Below are 13,879 nucleotides of genomic sequence, written 5' to 3' on the forward strand. Positions count from 1 at the left end.
AATCATTTTTTTAATAAGCAGCTATTAGCAGCAGGCTCCATCCTGGATGCCCTGAACACCGAACATCTCGTCTCCGGTGCGAGGATCAAAACAGCTTACTACCAATGGGCAGAAAGGTCTTGCACCACTGATTTCTTTCATTTCTTTTTTGCTAAGCTTTTTTTTCTGATTTTTTGAATTTTTCATAATAATGTTAATTTGGTAAAAACTAAATTACATTTTATTTCTCTGATTTTCAAATTATTGGTTGATATTTTTTTTGTTTTACATAAAGAGTACTCCTTCGCTGATATTCGTATATATATATAGGAATGAAAAAAGATCGAGGTAAACTCAATCTTCTTTTTATCTAACAAAAAATTATGTATTAACAGCAATATCCATCCTGTCCAACATAACCTCTGAACAGGTCATCTGATCCGGGTACCATACAGAATCCTCTTACACAAATAGGAGCATTTCCTCCGTTGATTTCTTTCAATTCAGATTTGTTTAATTTTCTTTTTGCAATGTTTAATTTTTTCATAGTAATTTTAGTTTGAATCTTTTCAAATATACAAAATCATTTATATAATTCTAAACATTGTGATAAATAAAGCGTTAATTGGGAATAAAAAAGAGAGCTTTGGGCTCTCTTTGTGTTATAAATGATTATACTCGTAGGTTGTGAATGCACTGTTGGTGACATTCGTGCTTGTCTTATTGTAATACGTTCTGGAGTTTCGTGTAGGATAACCGCTTTTGTTATATTCGTAAACGGACTTGAAAATTCCCCATTCAGCATTTCCTGTTCCATTATTGTATTCCAATATATTGCTGTAGCTTAATATATTGTGGGTAGATCCGTTTTCATCTTCGGCATCAATAATTTTTAAAAATCCTGTTATATTTTTAAAAGGCGTATTCTTCGTATCGTATTCTATCGGTTTTAGAGTGCCGGTTGCTGCATAGAATCCTCCTGTGTTTTTAGGCACGGCTGCTGTTTCTGTCCAACTGCTTAAAGATCCGTCTGCATTTAATACCGCCGTTTTAGCCCCTGTTTTTGAAGCTGAAGCCCCTGTTTTGTTGGTGACGTAGGTTATCTTTACGTTATTACCACTAAGATAGGTATACTCTGTTTCTACGGAAGAAGATCCTCCTGCTATAAGATAGTTTTCAACGTACACTTTTTTACTCAGTCTGCTGTTGGCATCATAAGTATAATTAGTCTTATAGAGTGTTGATGCTCCGGAAGTGATCTGTTGGGTAATTAAATTCCCTGAATAAATAAAGGTGGTGATTTCTCCAGTCGTACTATTATTTATTTGAGAAATTTTTGAGCCTTTGTACGTATAGGTTGATACCTCTCCATCTGCTACCATTTTAGTAACGAGAACCGGAGCATTAGGATCGGTGTCGGTGTTAGATGATTCGTTATCATCATTACTGCTTGAGCAGGATACCAAAAAGAATATTGGCAGAAGCAAATATATTTTTTTCATGGTTTTATTCTTAAACGAGTGTAAAAATATCAAAAAAAATGATTTGTATTGGAAAATAAAAGAATTCTGTAATAAATATTTGAAAAAAATGACTTGTTTATATTTTTTGAGGCCATAATTTTGTCTTACAGGGATTTGATTTACATTAATTTATTACATTTGAATATGAAGAACTTAATACAAATAGCAGCATTATTCATATTTTGTACGGTTTTTAACGCTCAGCAGACTCAGGTTTCTGTGATGAAATATGAAGAACTTGAAAAGCGAATTCAACAGGAGAAAAACAAACTTCTTGTCGTGAATTTCTGGTCAACCACTTGTGGGCCTTGTGTAAAGGAGATGCCACATTTTATGGAAGTTAATCACAAAAATGCGGGTAATCCAAAGTTTAAAATGCTACTGGTGTCCTTAGACAGGCTTGCAGATCAAGAAAGAGTATTAAAATTCATCAAAAGTAAAAATCTTACCGCAGAAGTTGTTCTGCTGGACGATATCAAAAGAATGAACACCTGGATTCCCAAATTTGAAAAAGATTGGGACGGAAATATTCCGGTAACACTTTTTTATAAGAATGGGGAGAAAATACATTTCAACGACGGAGAAATGAGTAAAGATGATCTTGAAAATACAGTAACCAAAAATTTATAACAAATAATAATATGAAAAAACTGAAAATTGTAATGACAGCATTGATTGTTGGAGCGGCTCTTCTGAGCTTTACAACAACAGATCATGACAAAAATAATCCTAAGAAGGAAAAAGTTTCTTCTGCAAAAGGATATGAAGTAGGAGATGAAGCTTCAGATTTTAAGCTTAAAAACATTGACGGAAAAATGGTGTCTCTGAGTGATTTTAAAAGTGCCAAAGGATTCATCGTAATCTTTACCTGTAACCATTGTCCGTACGCAAAGAAATACGAAGACCGTATTATTGAGCTCGACAAAAAATATAAAAGTCAGGGATATCCTGTTATTGCCATCAATCCAAACGATCCAAATGCACAACCCGAAGACGGCTATAAACAGATGATTGACCGAGCAAAACAGAAAGGGTTCACTTTTCCCTATCTGGTAGATGAAGGGCAGAAGATCTACCCGCAATATGGCGCAACGAAAACACCCCATGTTTTTGTACTGCAAAAAGAAAACGGAAAAAATATCGTAAAATATATTGGTGCCATCGACAACAATTATGACAACCCGAATGATGTTTCAGAATACTATGCTCAGGATGCCGTAAACGCATTGATAAAGGGAGAGCCGGTAAAAATGACAAAAACGGTAGCTATCGGATGTACAATCAAAGTGAAGAAATAATATATTTGCTTACTTAAAATAATAAGATCGGTGTTCCCTGAATGCCGATTTTTTATGACTTAAAAAATACAATGGAAATACAATTAAAATTCAGTCTTAAATACTTTCTGGTTACCCTCCTTATTTTTCTCATAGAAGTTTTGATTGCCACAACATGGAAAGATATTTTCTTTGTAAGAGCTTATCTGGGAGACGTTATTGTAGTGATGCTTTTGTATACTTTTGTAAAGAGCTTTTTCAGGGTAAATAATGAAAAACTGATTCTAGGAATTTTAATCTTTTCCTTTCTTGTAGAATTTGCACAGTATTTCAATATTGCAGAAAAACTAGGCTTCCGAGCAGGAAGCCTGATGTATATTATCATTGGAAATTCTTTCTCATGGATCGATAATCTCTGCTATGCAGTAGGCTGTCTGATCCTCTATCTTTTTGTAAGAATCACGAAAGAAACCTCAACCTCTAATTTCTAACCCTATAATCTGATAATCACAACCTCCTACCTACCTGCCAAAGCTATCATATTTATCTTCTGCATATTTAGTAAAGCGGCTCAGTAAAGCGACATTCTCTTTTTCCATCGGGGAAAGATCGTTATCTACATTGTTGGAAACGGGAATATACCAATCTGTCTGTTCAAAGAAATTTCTATAGGTTTCTTTTTTGAAAGAATAGCCATGTCTTGCAAATACAGAATTTTTGATGATCTCAAGATCCAGTTTTCTTAAATTTTTAAGATCCTTTTCTGTCAGTTTCTGTTTGGATGCATTCAGCTTGAATATGGCATCCGAGGCAATACGGTTTTTTGAAGTTTTGTAGCTTTCTGTTTTTCCGGTTTGCTCGTCGGTATATTTTTCTGTGAACTCTTTAGGATTCGACCAGTCTACAAGATCAGAATCTTTATCCAGCATGAAGTTGGGGTTGTATACAAACTCTTTTTTTGTCAGTTTCAGTGTTTTTGAAGGTGCTTTTACCGATGCTTTGCTGAAAGCATTCCACTTTCCGGTTAAGCTGTCTCCTTTCAGTTTTACCTCAAACCTTCCATCTGTCTTATCATTTCCCGGTTCATCAAGCACAAAAGATGCCGTAGCTTCATTGAAAACCCCTCTGAATGGTCTCTGATTGCCGTTCACAATGCTTTGCCCATACACGCTGTCTTTGGTCATTCTGTTGATCTTTAAAGAGATCTTTTTATAATTATCAACATCATATTCAGAGCCGTCTGTTGGGTCAACGACTTTTTCCAGGCCGATAAACTCACCCGTATAAATCCCATAATATTCTTTGTGAACTTCCGGAATAACAACAGAGTCCTTTTTGGCTGTCAGGGAATCTTTCCCAGATTCATTAGTTTTTTCCTCTTTTTTGCAGCTTATCAGAGAAACTGTCAGTAAAGAGATCAATGTGTAATTTACAATTTTCATATCTGTTTTTTTGTGATTAAATATTCAATAATAAGGATATTGGGAATCCAGCCCAGCCATGCAATGATCTGATAAACATCCATGGGGTTGGGATGAAATAAATATACAATAATAACCTTCCACATTCTCAGGGTAATAGCGGATAATGTAAAAGCAAAACTCCGCCACATCCATTTTTGATGCTCTTTAAATTTTTTCTGCCTTGCCAATTGATAGGCTTTAAAGGTTGAAAACCACCACAGAACGCCCAAAATAACAAAGGAAATCTTCGACATAATTCCTCCGTTAGCAAATATTCCCATATAAATTCCCGAAGGAGCCGCTACAATAAGAATAAGAAAAATATAAAACTTACCTACATTACGGTGAAAGTTTCTGAAACCAAAATCTCTCCGAAGTATCGAAAGAAACCCGAAAAGAAGAACAAAAATACTGGTATAAACATGAGTATAGAAAAATATGAGATACTCCGGTCTTTCTACCGCTTCCGTCTGTTTGATCATCAAAAAACTGACTTCAGGATCAAAAGGGATATATTCTAATGTGATTTTCAGCATCAGCCAAAAGAAATATACAAATCCTAAAATCAATAGGATTTTAAAAAGGGTAGATATATTTCTTTTGGCAGAAAGCATTTTAATTATTCAAAATTAACAATGAAAGGAAGGGTATAAAAAATCTCTGCAGGGCTTCCTTTGTATTCTCCAGAAGTCCATTTGGTTGTCATAGACTTCATTACTCTTTCGATCTCTTTATTCACCTTTTCATTGCTTCCTGTAATAGAAATCTTTTCTATTATACCCTGAGTATTGACAGAGAACTTTGCGCTGGCTCGTACTTGTCCAGAACCTCCTTTGATTCGTTTGATATCTATTTTTTGAGACACTTCCCTCATAAATGCATTGATCCCTCCGGGATATTCTGCTTGTTTGCGCTCCTCAGTGGTGGTGCCTGTAGAAGGATTTACTACTGTTTCCTTTGCTTGAGAGAAAAAGAGACCAAATCCGATACATAAAATGAATATTAATGTTTTTTTCATAGATGTAATTTATAAGCTGGTCGGATTAGTATTTTAAATATTTAACCCCATAGGCATTGTATATTGGGTTTTAACCGGCCGCCCATTTATGGTAGCCGGTTTCCATTTTTTCTTTAACTTTTTCATTATACGATCCATTTCCTGATTAAGGATAGGGCTATTTCCTGTTGTAGAAACTGAACTTATGCTTCCATCAGGATTCACATCAAAGGTTGTTACTGATTTGAATAGTCCTGATTCCGTGAATTTAGAAGTATTCATTTCTTGGCCTATATGTTTTCTGATTGCAGGTATTCCGCCAGGAAATTCAGGAGGAGTATATATCGTATCATTTACTTTAGATTCGGATAATAATTGAGCTGGCTTCTGCGGTTCTTCTTGCTGTACCGTTTGAGAAAAAACAAATGGTGTCCCTAAGAAAAAAATAATTAGTGATATTGTTTTCATATCTGTGTTTTAATAAAAGTATTTACAAACTATTAAGGTCCTGTGCAATCAGCCATCCCTCACTCCAGCAAGCCTGGAAATTAAAACCGCCTGTTACTGCATCTATATTGAGAACTTCTCCGGCAATATAGAAATTGGGAAGTAGTTTAGAAGACATGTTTTTAAAGTTAATTTCCTTTAAATCAACTCCTCCTGCCGTTACAAACTCATCTTTAAATGTTGATTTGCCAGTGACCTGAAACTTTTTCTTACACAGGTTTTCAAGGATTTTCTGCATCTCTTTCCCAGAAATATTAGCAACCTGTTTGTTGAGGTCTACTTTTGAGATATCTAAAATCTTTTGCCAGAATCTATTCGTAATATCAAAAATCTTAGACTGTCCGATCGTTTTTTTAGGATTGCTCTGTTTGAAATGATGGAAAATTTCTTCTGCATCATCCATTTCTATGGACACGAAATTAACTTCAATTTCAAAATTATATTTAAGTTTTGCCAGACTGATGGCTTCCCATGCGGAGATTTTTAGAACAGCAGGTCCGGAAAGTCCCCAATGCGTAATCAGTAAAGGTCCGCTTTCTTCAGTTTTCAGCTTTGGAATTGAAATCCCTGCGTTTTCAAAACTTGTTCCCGGAAGGTCTTTCAACAAATCATCTTTAATATTAAATGTGAAAAGAGAAGGAACAAGATCTACAATTTTATGCCCCAGATTTTCAACAATTTTCAATGATTTTGGCGAACTTCCCGTTGCATACACTATATAATCTGCTTCAATATCCTCTGAATTGGTTTTTACAATATATTTTTCGCCGTGTTTTTCAATTTCTTTAACCACAGATTTTGTCTTTATCAAGACGTTTTTCTTTTGGGATTCGGTTAAAAAAGTATTAATAATGGTTTGAGAAGAATTACTTTCAGGAAAAGTCCTGTTATCATTTTCTATTTTTAAAGGAACGTTTCGCTGGTCGAACCATTCCATCGTATCACCTGGCTGAAATTTGGTGAAAACACTCAAGAGCTCTTTGTTTCCGCGTGGGTAAAACTGTACCAGCTCGCGTGGATCAAAGCAGGCATGAGTGACATTACAACGTCCTCCTCCTGAAATTTTAACTTTCTGAAGGACATCTGAGTTCTGTTCTAAAATGGTAATCTTATATTTCTTTTCGTCAAGGTTCGATGCGCAGAAAAAGCCTGCAGCACCGCCTCCGATAATGATGATCTGTTTCATGTGTAGGTAATCTTATGCTGAAGATTATTTTTTCAAAAGTACAATTTTTATAAACCATCTTATTTGAGTATTTTTGAAGATTATAATTTTATTGAGACAAAAAACGATTTTCACATGATTTTCTACCATAAATTTGAAGTGCGTTGGAGCGATCTTGATGCCAACAAGCATTTAGCCAACTCATCCTATGTACAATATTGTGCACAAGCCAGAATGGCTTTTATGACCAAAGAAAAAATGGGAGTTACCCAGCTGAGCAGATGGGGAATAGGCCCAGTGATCCTGCACGAAAGATATTCTTTCTTTAAGGAAATCTATGCAGATCAAACCGTGATCGTAAGTGTAGAAATAGACGGATGCTCAGAAGATTCTTCTATCTACCGTTTCTTACACAAATTCTATACACCAGACGGTATGCACTGTGCTACCGCTGAAGCTACAGGAGTTTGGATTGATATGATGCTTAGAAAAATGACCACACCACCAGATGATGTTGTGGAAGCGATGAATAAATATAAGAGCCCGGAAACCGTGGTATTGTCAAAAGAAGACTTCAAAAAGCTTCCTTTCCAACCACACAATATTGATCCGGCAGAAATAAATATATAAATGATGAATGATGATTCGTCAGCGATACACGATAAAAAGTAGTATCCTTGATCTATCATTTATCAATGATCACTTATAAATAAAAATGTATGTTTGAAGATAAATCACAGGAGCTCACGCCCATTTCGAAACTAGGAGAATTTGGTCTCATTAAACATCTGACAGAACATTTTCCTCTGTCTAACGAATCTTCAGTACTTGGAGTAGGAGATGATGCGGCAGTGATTAACCCTGAAAATAAAAAAGTAGTTCTTACAACAGATGTTCTGGCGGAAGGAGTACACTTTAACCTGGGATATGTACCTTTAAAACACCTTGGATATAAGGCTGTAGTAGTTAACCTTAGCGATATTGCTGCTATGAATGCTACACCTACACAGATTTTGGTTTCTCTTGCAGTATCCAATCGTTTTCCTGTAGAAGCTTTGGAAGAAATCTATTCCGGAATTCAGGCGGCATGTACAAGATACAAGGTGGATCTGATTGGAGGAGATACAACAAGTTCCAACTCCGGGCTGGTCATGAGTATTACAGCAGTAGGAATTGAAAACGAAGACAATATCGTAAAAAGAAGCGGGGCAAAACCTAACGATCTTCTTGTAGTAACAGGAGACTTAGGAGGAGCCTATATGGGACTGCAGATTCTGGAAAGAGAACACGCTGTTTACCTTGCAGATCCAAACATGCAGCCGGAAATGGAAGGGTATGATTATATCCTTGAAAGACAATTAAAACCTGAGGCAAGAACAGATATTAAAACAATTTTAGAAGAACTAGACATCAAACCTACTTCGATGATTGATATTTCGGACGGTTTGGCTTCTGAAATTCTTCACCTTTCAGATCAGTCTAACGTTGGGTTCAGACTGTATGAAGAAAAAGTACCGATGGATAGCCTTACCATCGCTACTGCTGATGAAATGAATTTAAATCCTGTTATGACTGCTTTAAGTGGTGGTGAGGATTACGAACTATTGTTCACGATTTCATCCAATGATTTTGATAAAATTAAAAACCATCCTGATTTTACCATTATAGGACATGCTGTTGAAAAAGAAGACGGAAACTTTATGGTAGCAAGAGGTTCAAACCAATTAGTAGCTCTTACAGCACAAGGTTGGGATGCTTTTTTGGGTAATCAGAATGGATAAATTATATTTAATTTTGAATATTGTAGAAAACCGCAGCACTTTTTTGCTGTGGTTTTTGTTATTAGGTAAGTGCATTGTTGAACTTCATATATTGATAGATGAGCTTATCTGAGAAAAAAATTCCTGTTCATAATCTGGTCTCTGAAGAATTCCAGGTGAATACTTTGGAAAACGGTCATCCTGAAAACTTTGAGGATGTACACCGTCACAATTTTTTTGAAATTATCTGGTTCAAAGAAGTTCATGGTAATAGCCGGCTTGAGTTGGATTTTGAAAGCTATACTATTCAAAACAATCAGATCTGTATAATTGTTCCCGGGCAGGTCTTTAATATGAAACTACGCGATGAAAAAGGATATGTATTGGCCATAAGCAAAGAAATTTTCAAAGAAGCATGCGATACCGAAGTTATTTTGGCAAACGGAGCAAAACCTTTCTTCTTAGATGAAGAGAGCAGTGAGACCGGAAATACACTTATTTCAATGATCAAACAAGAATATCTTGGAGGTGGAAGGGTTGAAATTCTAAAAGCTTATCTGAGAGCTTTTTGCCTTATCATCACAGACCAGATTCAGGTACAGAATACCTCCGAAGATGACAAACCAAGAATTCAAAAGTTAGTTTCATTGATAGAAGAGCATTACGTTACTCAGAAAAATACAGATTTCTATGCCGAACAGATCAAAATAAGCGCTCATCATCTGAATGATATTGTCAGACTTTCCAGAGGAACAACCGTGAAAAAAATGATCGCCCAGAGAATCCTTCTGGAGGCTAAAAGAGAGCTTAGTTTTGGAGCATTAACGGTAAAGGAAATTGCTTTTAAGCTGGGTTTCAGTGATGCTTCTTACTTTTCCAGGTTTTTTAAAAAGCATACTGGGCAGAATCCTGACGGATTCAATTCTGGAAAAGGTTAATCCTCAGAATGTTCCATTATTTTTATCGTAAATAAATAATTTTGACCTAAATGGATTATTCAATCCTCAGTTTGTGCTATCCTTCCTTCAGTTCTTTTATTGAAAAATGATGCTTTTTACAGCAATTTTGCAGCTGGAAAAATCGCCTGTGAAGGCTTATCGTTATTTATGAAGAAGAATTTGAATATTGTAGTGTTTATTCTTGCACTACTCAACACATTAGAGTCGCTGAGTATAGATCTTTACCTTCCTGCTTTCCCAAGTATGGCTAAGATTTTTAATACAGACATCGGACATATCCAGGTTTCCATTTCTGTTTTCTTTGCAGGATTTGCTTTTGGGCAACTTTTATGGGGGCCGCTATCCGACAAAAAAGGACGTAAACCCATGTTATATTGTGGATTGTTGCTTTTTATTATTGGGGCTACGGCTATTTATTTTACCTCAGATATTTATGTTTTATGGGCGATGCGTTTTCTGCAGGCGTTCGGGGGAAGTGCCGGAATTGTGATTGGTAGAGCGATCATTATTGATCTCTATGATAAACATAAAGCCGTTACTATCTTTTCCCAGCAATCACAGATCAGTGGTATTGCTCCTATTGTGGCTCCGTTACTGGGAAGTGTATTTCTTAAATTCTGGGGCTGGAACAGTTCTTTTGCCTTTTTATGCATCATGGGACTGATTACTTTTTTTATGGTGTATAAATATGTGCCGGAAACCAATGCCAGAATTACTCTTTCGGATGATGAGGTGTTGAATGAGAAAGGTTTGAAAGACCAACTGAAAATGATCATTTCCAATAAAGACTTTATCAACAGTACCATGGTGGGAAGTATTGCGTTTGCTTCTCTGATTATTTATATTTCAAATGCTCCGTTTTTATTCATGGAGATCCATGGGTTCTCAAGCAGTACATTTAGTTTTATTTTTGCTTTTAACTCATTGGCGTTGATAACGGCTGCGTATATTACTCCAAAACTGATTAAAAGAATAAGCAATTCAGCACTTTTATTTACTGCTACCATTGTGTTGTTGGTTGTATGTACACTTCACATCCTGATTGCTGCTGAAAACCTTTCGATTGCGCTCGAAATTGCCATGCTTTATCTGTCATTACTGGCAATCGGTATTTTGTTTCCTATTACATCGGCTCATGCTTTATCTCCATTTAAAGAAGGAAGAGGAACTGCGGCGGCATTACTGGGATTCATGCAGCTGATGGTTACTTTCTTAATCTCAGGGTTAATAGGATTCTTAGAAGCAGATTCTATCATTCCGATGGTAGTAACACGTTCTGTCATGGCATTAATCGCTGTAGGGTTCGGATATCGTATTTTTAAGGCTCAGAAAGCAACAGTTTAGCTATTGGCTCCTACCGGAAAGTTAAATCCTATTATTTGATCATGTTGTCATACCATCCGGACACTTAATCAAGTAATTTTTGTGAAAAATAGTCAAAAGGCTCTCTTTGCATAAAATTTAAAATATGAAAAGAAGTCTTTTCACAGCTTTCTGCTGTTTATTGCCTTTAGGAACCTGGCTTAAAGCACAAACCGGAATTTCAGCGGAATTTAAAACTGAATATATTCCTTTTTCAAACTACATCCGTCCGGAAGACAGCCTGAAGACAAACTCTAAAAGCGACTTTAAAAGGGTAGACCTGAACCTGAGTATTCCATTATCGGTAAAAAAAGATGAGAATGGAAAAGTAAAAGCCTGGTCTATGCTTGTTGGAGGATCTTACGCAAAGATGACTCATAAAAATTATGAAACGTCTTTATTTCCGGATCAAATGCTGAATGCACAAGTTGGAATACAGCACATAAGGCCTCTGGGAAAAAAGTGGAGCATGATGATGACTGCTTCAGTAGGAGTGTACACCGATATGGAAAAAGTGAACTTTGATGATGTGCTGGGACAGGGAGGAATTTTGTTTATCAGACATTTTAATCCGAATCTTGCGCTAGGAGGAGGACCTGTACTTACCACAGCATTCGGAGTGCCTATGGTGTTGCCATGGATTTATTTTGACTGGAAAACCAACGGAAAAATTAAATTCAATATCAATTTCCCGGAAGGAATGGAAGCTGGCTATTTATTCTCGGATAAATTTGCTTTAAAAGCTGTCGTTAATCTCAATGGAATGACGGTGGAGAGAAATAAAGACGGGAAATCGGTCTTAATGGGTTACCAGCAAATCACTGCCGGAATCAGGCCGGAACTAAAGCTCAATGATAAACTTACTTTGCGCCTTACGGGAGGAACAGCTTTGTTAAGGAGCTTCAGTGAAAATGACCGGAAAATCAAAAGTATTTTCAGAGACAAAAAAATAGCCGATCCAAGGTTTTCAAGCACATTTTATGCTGCAGTATCCCTACGTTGGAACCTGCCATAAAATAATTATAAAAGGGAAGGACAAACGCCTTCCCTTTCAATTTCTATTTGCTGATGAGTTTTTTGTAAACCACCTGGTTCAGAAGTTCTTCTTTTCTTGTACGCGAAATAGGAAGCTCCGTCTTATTAATGAATAAACGACCTCCGGAGATCATATCAATGTGGGTAATATTGATGAGGAAAGACTTGTGAATCCTGAAAAAATGATCGGAAGGAAGAGATTCTTCGATAGCCTTCATCGTCTGATGAATAATCAGGGATTTATCTTTAAAATGAAGCTTGGTGTAGTTCTGCATACTTTCAATGTACAAAATATCTACCCAGGAAACCTTAATGAAACTGTCAGACTGTCTTACATACAGAAAAGGATCATCCAACAACGTGTTTCTCTTTAATTTTTCGCTGGTAATGAACTGTTGCTGAGCTTTATTAACAGCCTGATAGAAACGGTTGAAAGCAATCGGCTTCAAAAGATAATCCACGACCTGCAGACGAAATCCTTCTAAAGCATACTCAGAGTGTGCGGTAGTAAAGATGCATAAGGGAGGATGCTCAAGCTGTTCCAAAAAATCGATACCATTCAGGTAAGGCATATTGATATCGAGGAAAAGAAGATCAATATCACTTTCCTTTACCTTGTTATTGGCTTCCAACGCGGTAGCAAAGGTATCTTCTACAGATAAAAAATCAATCTGTGCAGCCATTTCTTTAAGATGAAATCTGGCTAAAGGTTCATCATCTATAATCAGGCATTTCATTTTGGGAATACTACTCATTTTCTTCAGACAATTTTAGGGTTAGCGTTACTTTATAAATTAGATGATCTGTTTCAATGATAAGGTCGTGAGCATCAGGATATTGTAGTTTTAAACGTTTTTTTACATTTTGGAGACCTATTCCGCCAGCTCCGTCTTTACTTTTTTGAAGAGGAATATCGGAATATGAATTTTCAACATACAGGAAAAGAGTACTGCTTTCTTCTTTACAAATAATTTTAATATACCCTGTCTGACCGGGAAGTCTACACACATATTTGAACGCATTTTCAATGAAAGGAACCAGAAGGAGAGGAGCTATAAAAGCTTTTTTAGTTTGAAACTCCATGGTAGCATCTACATTCAGTTCATTTCCCCAACGCAGCTTTTCGACCTCAATCAGATTTTTAAGATAATCGATTTCTTTATCCAGCGGAACCAGATTTTGATTGCAATGATACAATTGGTACCGGAGAATGTCTGAGAATCTCATCAGCAAAAAATCGGCAAGCTCCGTATTGGTTTTCATAAGGATATGAATATGATTCAGAATATTAAAAACAACATGCGGATTGATCTGTTCCTGCAAAAGTTTAAGCTGATTTTCCAGATGTGCCTGCTGAAGAAGAATATGATCTCGTTCTATTCTTCCGTGTTCCTTATAAAATTTGATGCCACATGCTGCTCCATTAATCAGAAAAGAAGCTGGTAAAGACATATAAAAACCCTTCCATAAAAAAGGAAACTGATCTGAAAAATTTCTAGGAAGTTGATTTTTTGGAGCTACCTCCAGATAAGTGAAAATTATAGCAAAGAAGATGCTCAATATGAAAATAACCAGGACTGCCTGTATCAGAAAGCGATTCATCTTTTTCTCCCGCAAAGCTTTTGGAAGAAGTTTATTAGTTAAAAAATGGGTGAATGCAAAAGAAGAAACCACAATGATAACAGCCTGAATCATTGCAAGATATTTTTCTGTGGTAATCTGAAAATTGCACCATAATACAATACCCAGAACAAGCCAGAAAATAAAGGTAAATATATATTCTTTTAAAACAAAAGATTTGGTCATAAGGGTTTACAATGATTTGATAAAAAAATTAGAAACTGTATGGACA

General features: G+C 36.1%; 18 protein-coding genes. 8 read left to right on the plus strand and 10 right to left on the minus strand.

Annotation, left to right across the window (positions count from 1 at the left end; genetic code table 11):
• Positions 1–24: 24 nt before the first annotated feature.
• The 3 genes from ACQ76T_RS14130 to ACQ76T_RS14140 form a co-directional block, all read right to left on the minus strand.
• Positions 25–186, minus strand: a complete 162-nt coding sequence (locus ACQ76T_RS14130; protein WP_431343944.1) for a hypothetical protein — start codon at positions 184–186, stop codon at positions 25–27.
• 181 nt (positions 187–367) lie between these two features.
• Positions 368–526, minus strand: a complete 159-nt coding sequence (locus ACQ76T_RS14135) for a hypothetical protein (protein WP_431343945.1) — start codon at positions 524–526, stop codon at positions 368–370.
• A gap of 115 nt (positions 527–641) precedes the next feature.
• Entirely contained in the window at positions 642–1,481 is an 840-nt protein-coding gene (locus tag ACQ76T_RS14140; RefSeq protein WP_431343946.1) for a hypothetical protein, read from the minus strand.
• 165 nt (positions 1,482–1,646) lie between these two features.
• Here ACQ76T_RS14140 and ACQ76T_RS14145 point away from each other — a divergent pair, with 165 nt between their 5' ends.
• From ACQ76T_RS14145 to ACQ76T_RS14155, 3 genes are all read left to right on the plus strand, one after another.
• Positions 1,647–2,132 (plus strand): thioredoxin domain-containing protein, encoded by a 486-nt coding sequence (locus ACQ76T_RS14145; protein ID WP_431343947.1) that lies wholly within the window; start codon positions 1,647–1,649, stop codon positions 2,130–2,132.
• Between the two features lie 11 nt (positions 2,133–2,143).
• A complete protein-coding gene (locus tag ACQ76T_RS14150; protein ID WP_431343948.1) occupies positions 2,144–2,800 on the plus strand; it encodes a thioredoxin family protein in 657 nt (218 codons plus the stop codon).
• A gap of 71 nt (positions 2,801–2,871) precedes the next feature.
• Positions 2,872–3,270, plus strand: a complete 399-nt coding sequence (locus ACQ76T_RS14155) for a DUF2809 domain-containing protein (RefSeq protein ID WP_431343949.1) — start codon at positions 2,872–2,874, stop codon at positions 3,268–3,270.
• 30 nt (positions 3,271–3,300) lie between these two features.
• Here the strand turns inward: ACQ76T_RS14155 and ACQ76T_RS14160 are convergent, their stop codons facing one another.
• The 5 genes from ACQ76T_RS14160 to ACQ76T_RS14180 are packed head-to-tail and all read right to left on the minus strand — an operon-like array spanning position 3,301 to position 6,932.
• Entirely contained in the window at positions 3,301–4,221 is a 921-nt protein-coding gene (locus tag ACQ76T_RS14160) for a YARHG domain-containing protein (RefSeq protein ID WP_431343950.1), read from the minus strand.
• Positions 4,218–4,856, minus strand: coding sequence for a DUF2306 domain-containing protein (locus ACQ76T_RS14165; protein WP_431343951.1), 639 nt, complete (start codon positions 4,854–4,856; stop codon positions 4,218–4,220). Before ACQ76T_RS14165 ends, ACQ76T_RS14160 begins: the two co-directional genes overlap by 4 nt.
• A gap of 5 nt (positions 4,857–4,861) precedes the next feature.
• Positions 4,862–5,260, minus strand: coding sequence for a hypothetical protein (locus ACQ76T_RS14170; RefSeq protein ID WP_431343952.1), 399 nt, complete (start codon positions 5,258–5,260; stop codon positions 4,862–4,864).
• 33 nt (positions 5,261–5,293) lie between these two features.
• Positions 5,294–5,707 carry an energy transducer TonB gene (locus ACQ76T_RS14175; protein ID WP_431343953.1) on the minus strand — a complete coding sequence of 138 codons (414 nt, stop codon included), beginning with the start codon at positions 5,705–5,707 and terminating at the stop codon, positions 5,294–5,296.
• 22 nt (positions 5,708–5,729) lie between these two features.
• The gene (locus ACQ76T_RS14180) at positions 5,730–6,932 is read right to left on the minus strand and encodes an NAD(P)/FAD-dependent oxidoreductase (RefSeq protein WP_431343954.1); all 1,203 of its coding nucleotides are present in this window, start codon (positions 6,930–6,932) and stop codon (positions 5,730–5,732) included.
• Positions 6,933–7,046: 114 nt separating this feature from the next.
• Here ACQ76T_RS14180 and ACQ76T_RS14185 point away from each other — a divergent pair, with 114 nt between their 5' ends.
• The 5 genes from ACQ76T_RS14185 (at position 7,047) to ACQ76T_RS14205 (ending at position 12,007) form a co-directional block, all read left to right on the plus strand.
• Positions 7,047–7,541: an acyl-CoA thioesterase gene (locus ACQ76T_RS14185; RefSeq protein ID WP_431343955.1), complete on the plus strand. Its 495-nt coding sequence runs from the start codon at positions 7,047–7,049 to the stop codon at positions 7,539–7,541.
• A gap of 89 nt (positions 7,542–7,630) precedes the next feature.
• The gene (thiL, locus tag ACQ76T_RS14190; protein WP_431343956.1) at positions 7,631–8,692 is read left to right on the plus strand and encodes a thiamine-phosphate kinase; all 1,062 of its coding nucleotides are present in this window, start codon (positions 7,631–7,633) and stop codon (positions 8,690–8,692) included.
• 98 nt (positions 8,693–8,790) lie between these two features.
• A complete protein-coding gene (locus tag ACQ76T_RS14195) occupies positions 8,791–9,609 on the plus strand; it encodes a helix-turn-helix domain-containing protein (RefSeq protein WP_431343957.1) in 819 nt (272 codons plus the stop codon).
• A 168-nt stretch (positions 9,610–9,777) separates the two neighbouring features.
• Positions 9,778–10,974, plus strand: a complete 1,197-nt coding sequence (locus tag ACQ76T_RS14200) for a multidrug effflux MFS transporter (RefSeq protein ID WP_431343958.1) — start codon at positions 9,778–9,780, stop codon at positions 10,972–10,974.
• 124 nt (positions 10,975–11,098) lie between these two features.
• Positions 11,099–12,007 (plus strand): DUF6268 family outer membrane beta-barrel protein, encoded by a 909-nt coding sequence (locus tag ACQ76T_RS14205; protein WP_431343959.1) that lies wholly within the window; start codon positions 11,099–11,101, stop codon positions 12,005–12,007.
• 43 nt (positions 12,008–12,050) lie between these two features.
• Here the strand turns inward: ACQ76T_RS14205 and ACQ76T_RS14210 are convergent, their stop codons facing one another.
• Together ACQ76T_RS14210 and ACQ76T_RS14215 are read right to left on the minus strand one after the other, a co-directional pair.
• Entirely contained in the window at positions 12,051–12,782 is a 732-nt protein-coding gene (locus tag ACQ76T_RS14210) for a LytR/AlgR family response regulator transcription factor (RefSeq protein ID WP_431343960.1), read from the minus strand.
• The gene (locus tag ACQ76T_RS14215) at positions 12,775–13,833 is read right to left on the minus strand and encodes a sensor histidine kinase (protein WP_431343961.1); all 1,059 of its coding nucleotides are present in this window, start codon (positions 13,831–13,833) and stop codon (positions 12,775–12,777) included. The genes ACQ76T_RS14210 and ACQ76T_RS14215 overlap by 8 nt, the downstream gene beginning before the upstream one ends.
• Between the last annotated feature and the right edge of the window lie 46 nt (positions 13,834–13,879).

This window comes from Chryseobacterium sp. JK1, assembly GCF_050632815.1.
Lineage (GTDB): Bacteria > Bacteroidota > Bacteroidia > Flavobacteriales > Weeksellaceae > Chryseobacterium.

Coding starts and splice junctions, on each gene's coding strand:
- ACQ76T_RS14135 (WP_431343945.1), bottom strand. CDS start 526: ATGAAAAAATTAAACATTGCAAAAAGAAAATTAAACAAATCTGAATTG.
- ACQ76T_RS14195 (WP_431343957.1), top strand. CDS start 8,791: ATGAGCTTATCTGAGAAAAAAATTCCTGTTCATAATCTGGTCTCTGAA.
- ACQ76T_RS14185 (WP_431343955.1), top strand. CDS start 7,047: ATGATTTTCTACCATAAATTTGAAGTGCGTTGGAGCGATCTTGATGCC.
- ACQ76T_RS14145 (WP_431343947.1), top strand. CDS start 1,647: ATGAAGAACTTAATACAAATAGCAGCATTATTCATATTTTGTACGGTT.
- ACQ76T_RS14165 (WP_431343951.1), bottom strand. CDS start 4,856: ATGCTTTCTGCCAAAAGAAATATATCTACCCTTTTTAAAATCCTATTG.
- ACQ76T_RS14160 (WP_431343950.1), bottom strand. CDS start 4,221: ATGAAAATTGTAAATTACACATTGATCTCTTTACTGACAGTTTCTCTG.
- thiL (WP_431343956.1), top strand. CDS start 7,631: ATGTTTGAAGATAAATCACAGGAGCTCACGCCCATTTCGAAACTAGGA.
- ACQ76T_RS14200 (WP_431343958.1), top strand. CDS start 9,778: ATGAAGAAGAATTTGAATATTGTAGTGTTTATTCTTGCACTACTCAAC.
- ACQ76T_RS14210 (WP_431343960.1), bottom strand. CDS start 12,782: ATGAGTAGTATTCCCAAAATGAAATGCCTGATTATAGATGATGAACCT.
- ACQ76T_RS14175 (WP_431343953.1), bottom strand. CDS start 5,707: ATGAAAACAATATCACTAATTATTTTTTTCTTAGGGACACCATTTGTT.
- ACQ76T_RS14155 (WP_431343949.1), top strand. CDS start 2,872: ATGGAAATACAATTAAAATTCAGTCTTAAATACTTTCTGGTTACCCTC.
- ACQ76T_RS14130 (WP_431343944.1), bottom strand. CDS start 186: ATGAAAAATTCAAAAAATCAGAAAAAAAAGCTTAGCAAAAAAGAAATG.
- ACQ76T_RS14180 (WP_431343954.1), bottom strand. CDS start 6,932: ATGAAACAGATCATCATTATCGGAGGCGGTGCTGCAGGCTTTTTCTGC.
- ACQ76T_RS14140 (WP_431343946.1), bottom strand. CDS start 1,481: ATGAAAAAAATATATTTGCTTCTGCCAATATTCTTTTTGGTATCCTGC.
- ACQ76T_RS14150 (WP_431343948.1), top strand. CDS start 2,144: ATGAAAAAACTGAAAATTGTAATGACAGCATTGATTGTTGGAGCGGCT.
- ACQ76T_RS14170 (WP_431343952.1), bottom strand. CDS start 5,260: ATGAAAAAAACATTAATATTCATTTTATGTATCGGATTTGGTCTCTTT.
- ACQ76T_RS14205 (WP_431343959.1), top strand. CDS start 11,099: ATGAAAAGAAGTCTTTTCACAGCTTTCTGCTGTTTATTGCCTTTAGGA.
- ACQ76T_RS14215 (WP_431343961.1), bottom strand. CDS start 13,833: ATGACCAAATCTTTTGTTTTAAAAGAATATATATTTACCTTTATTTTC.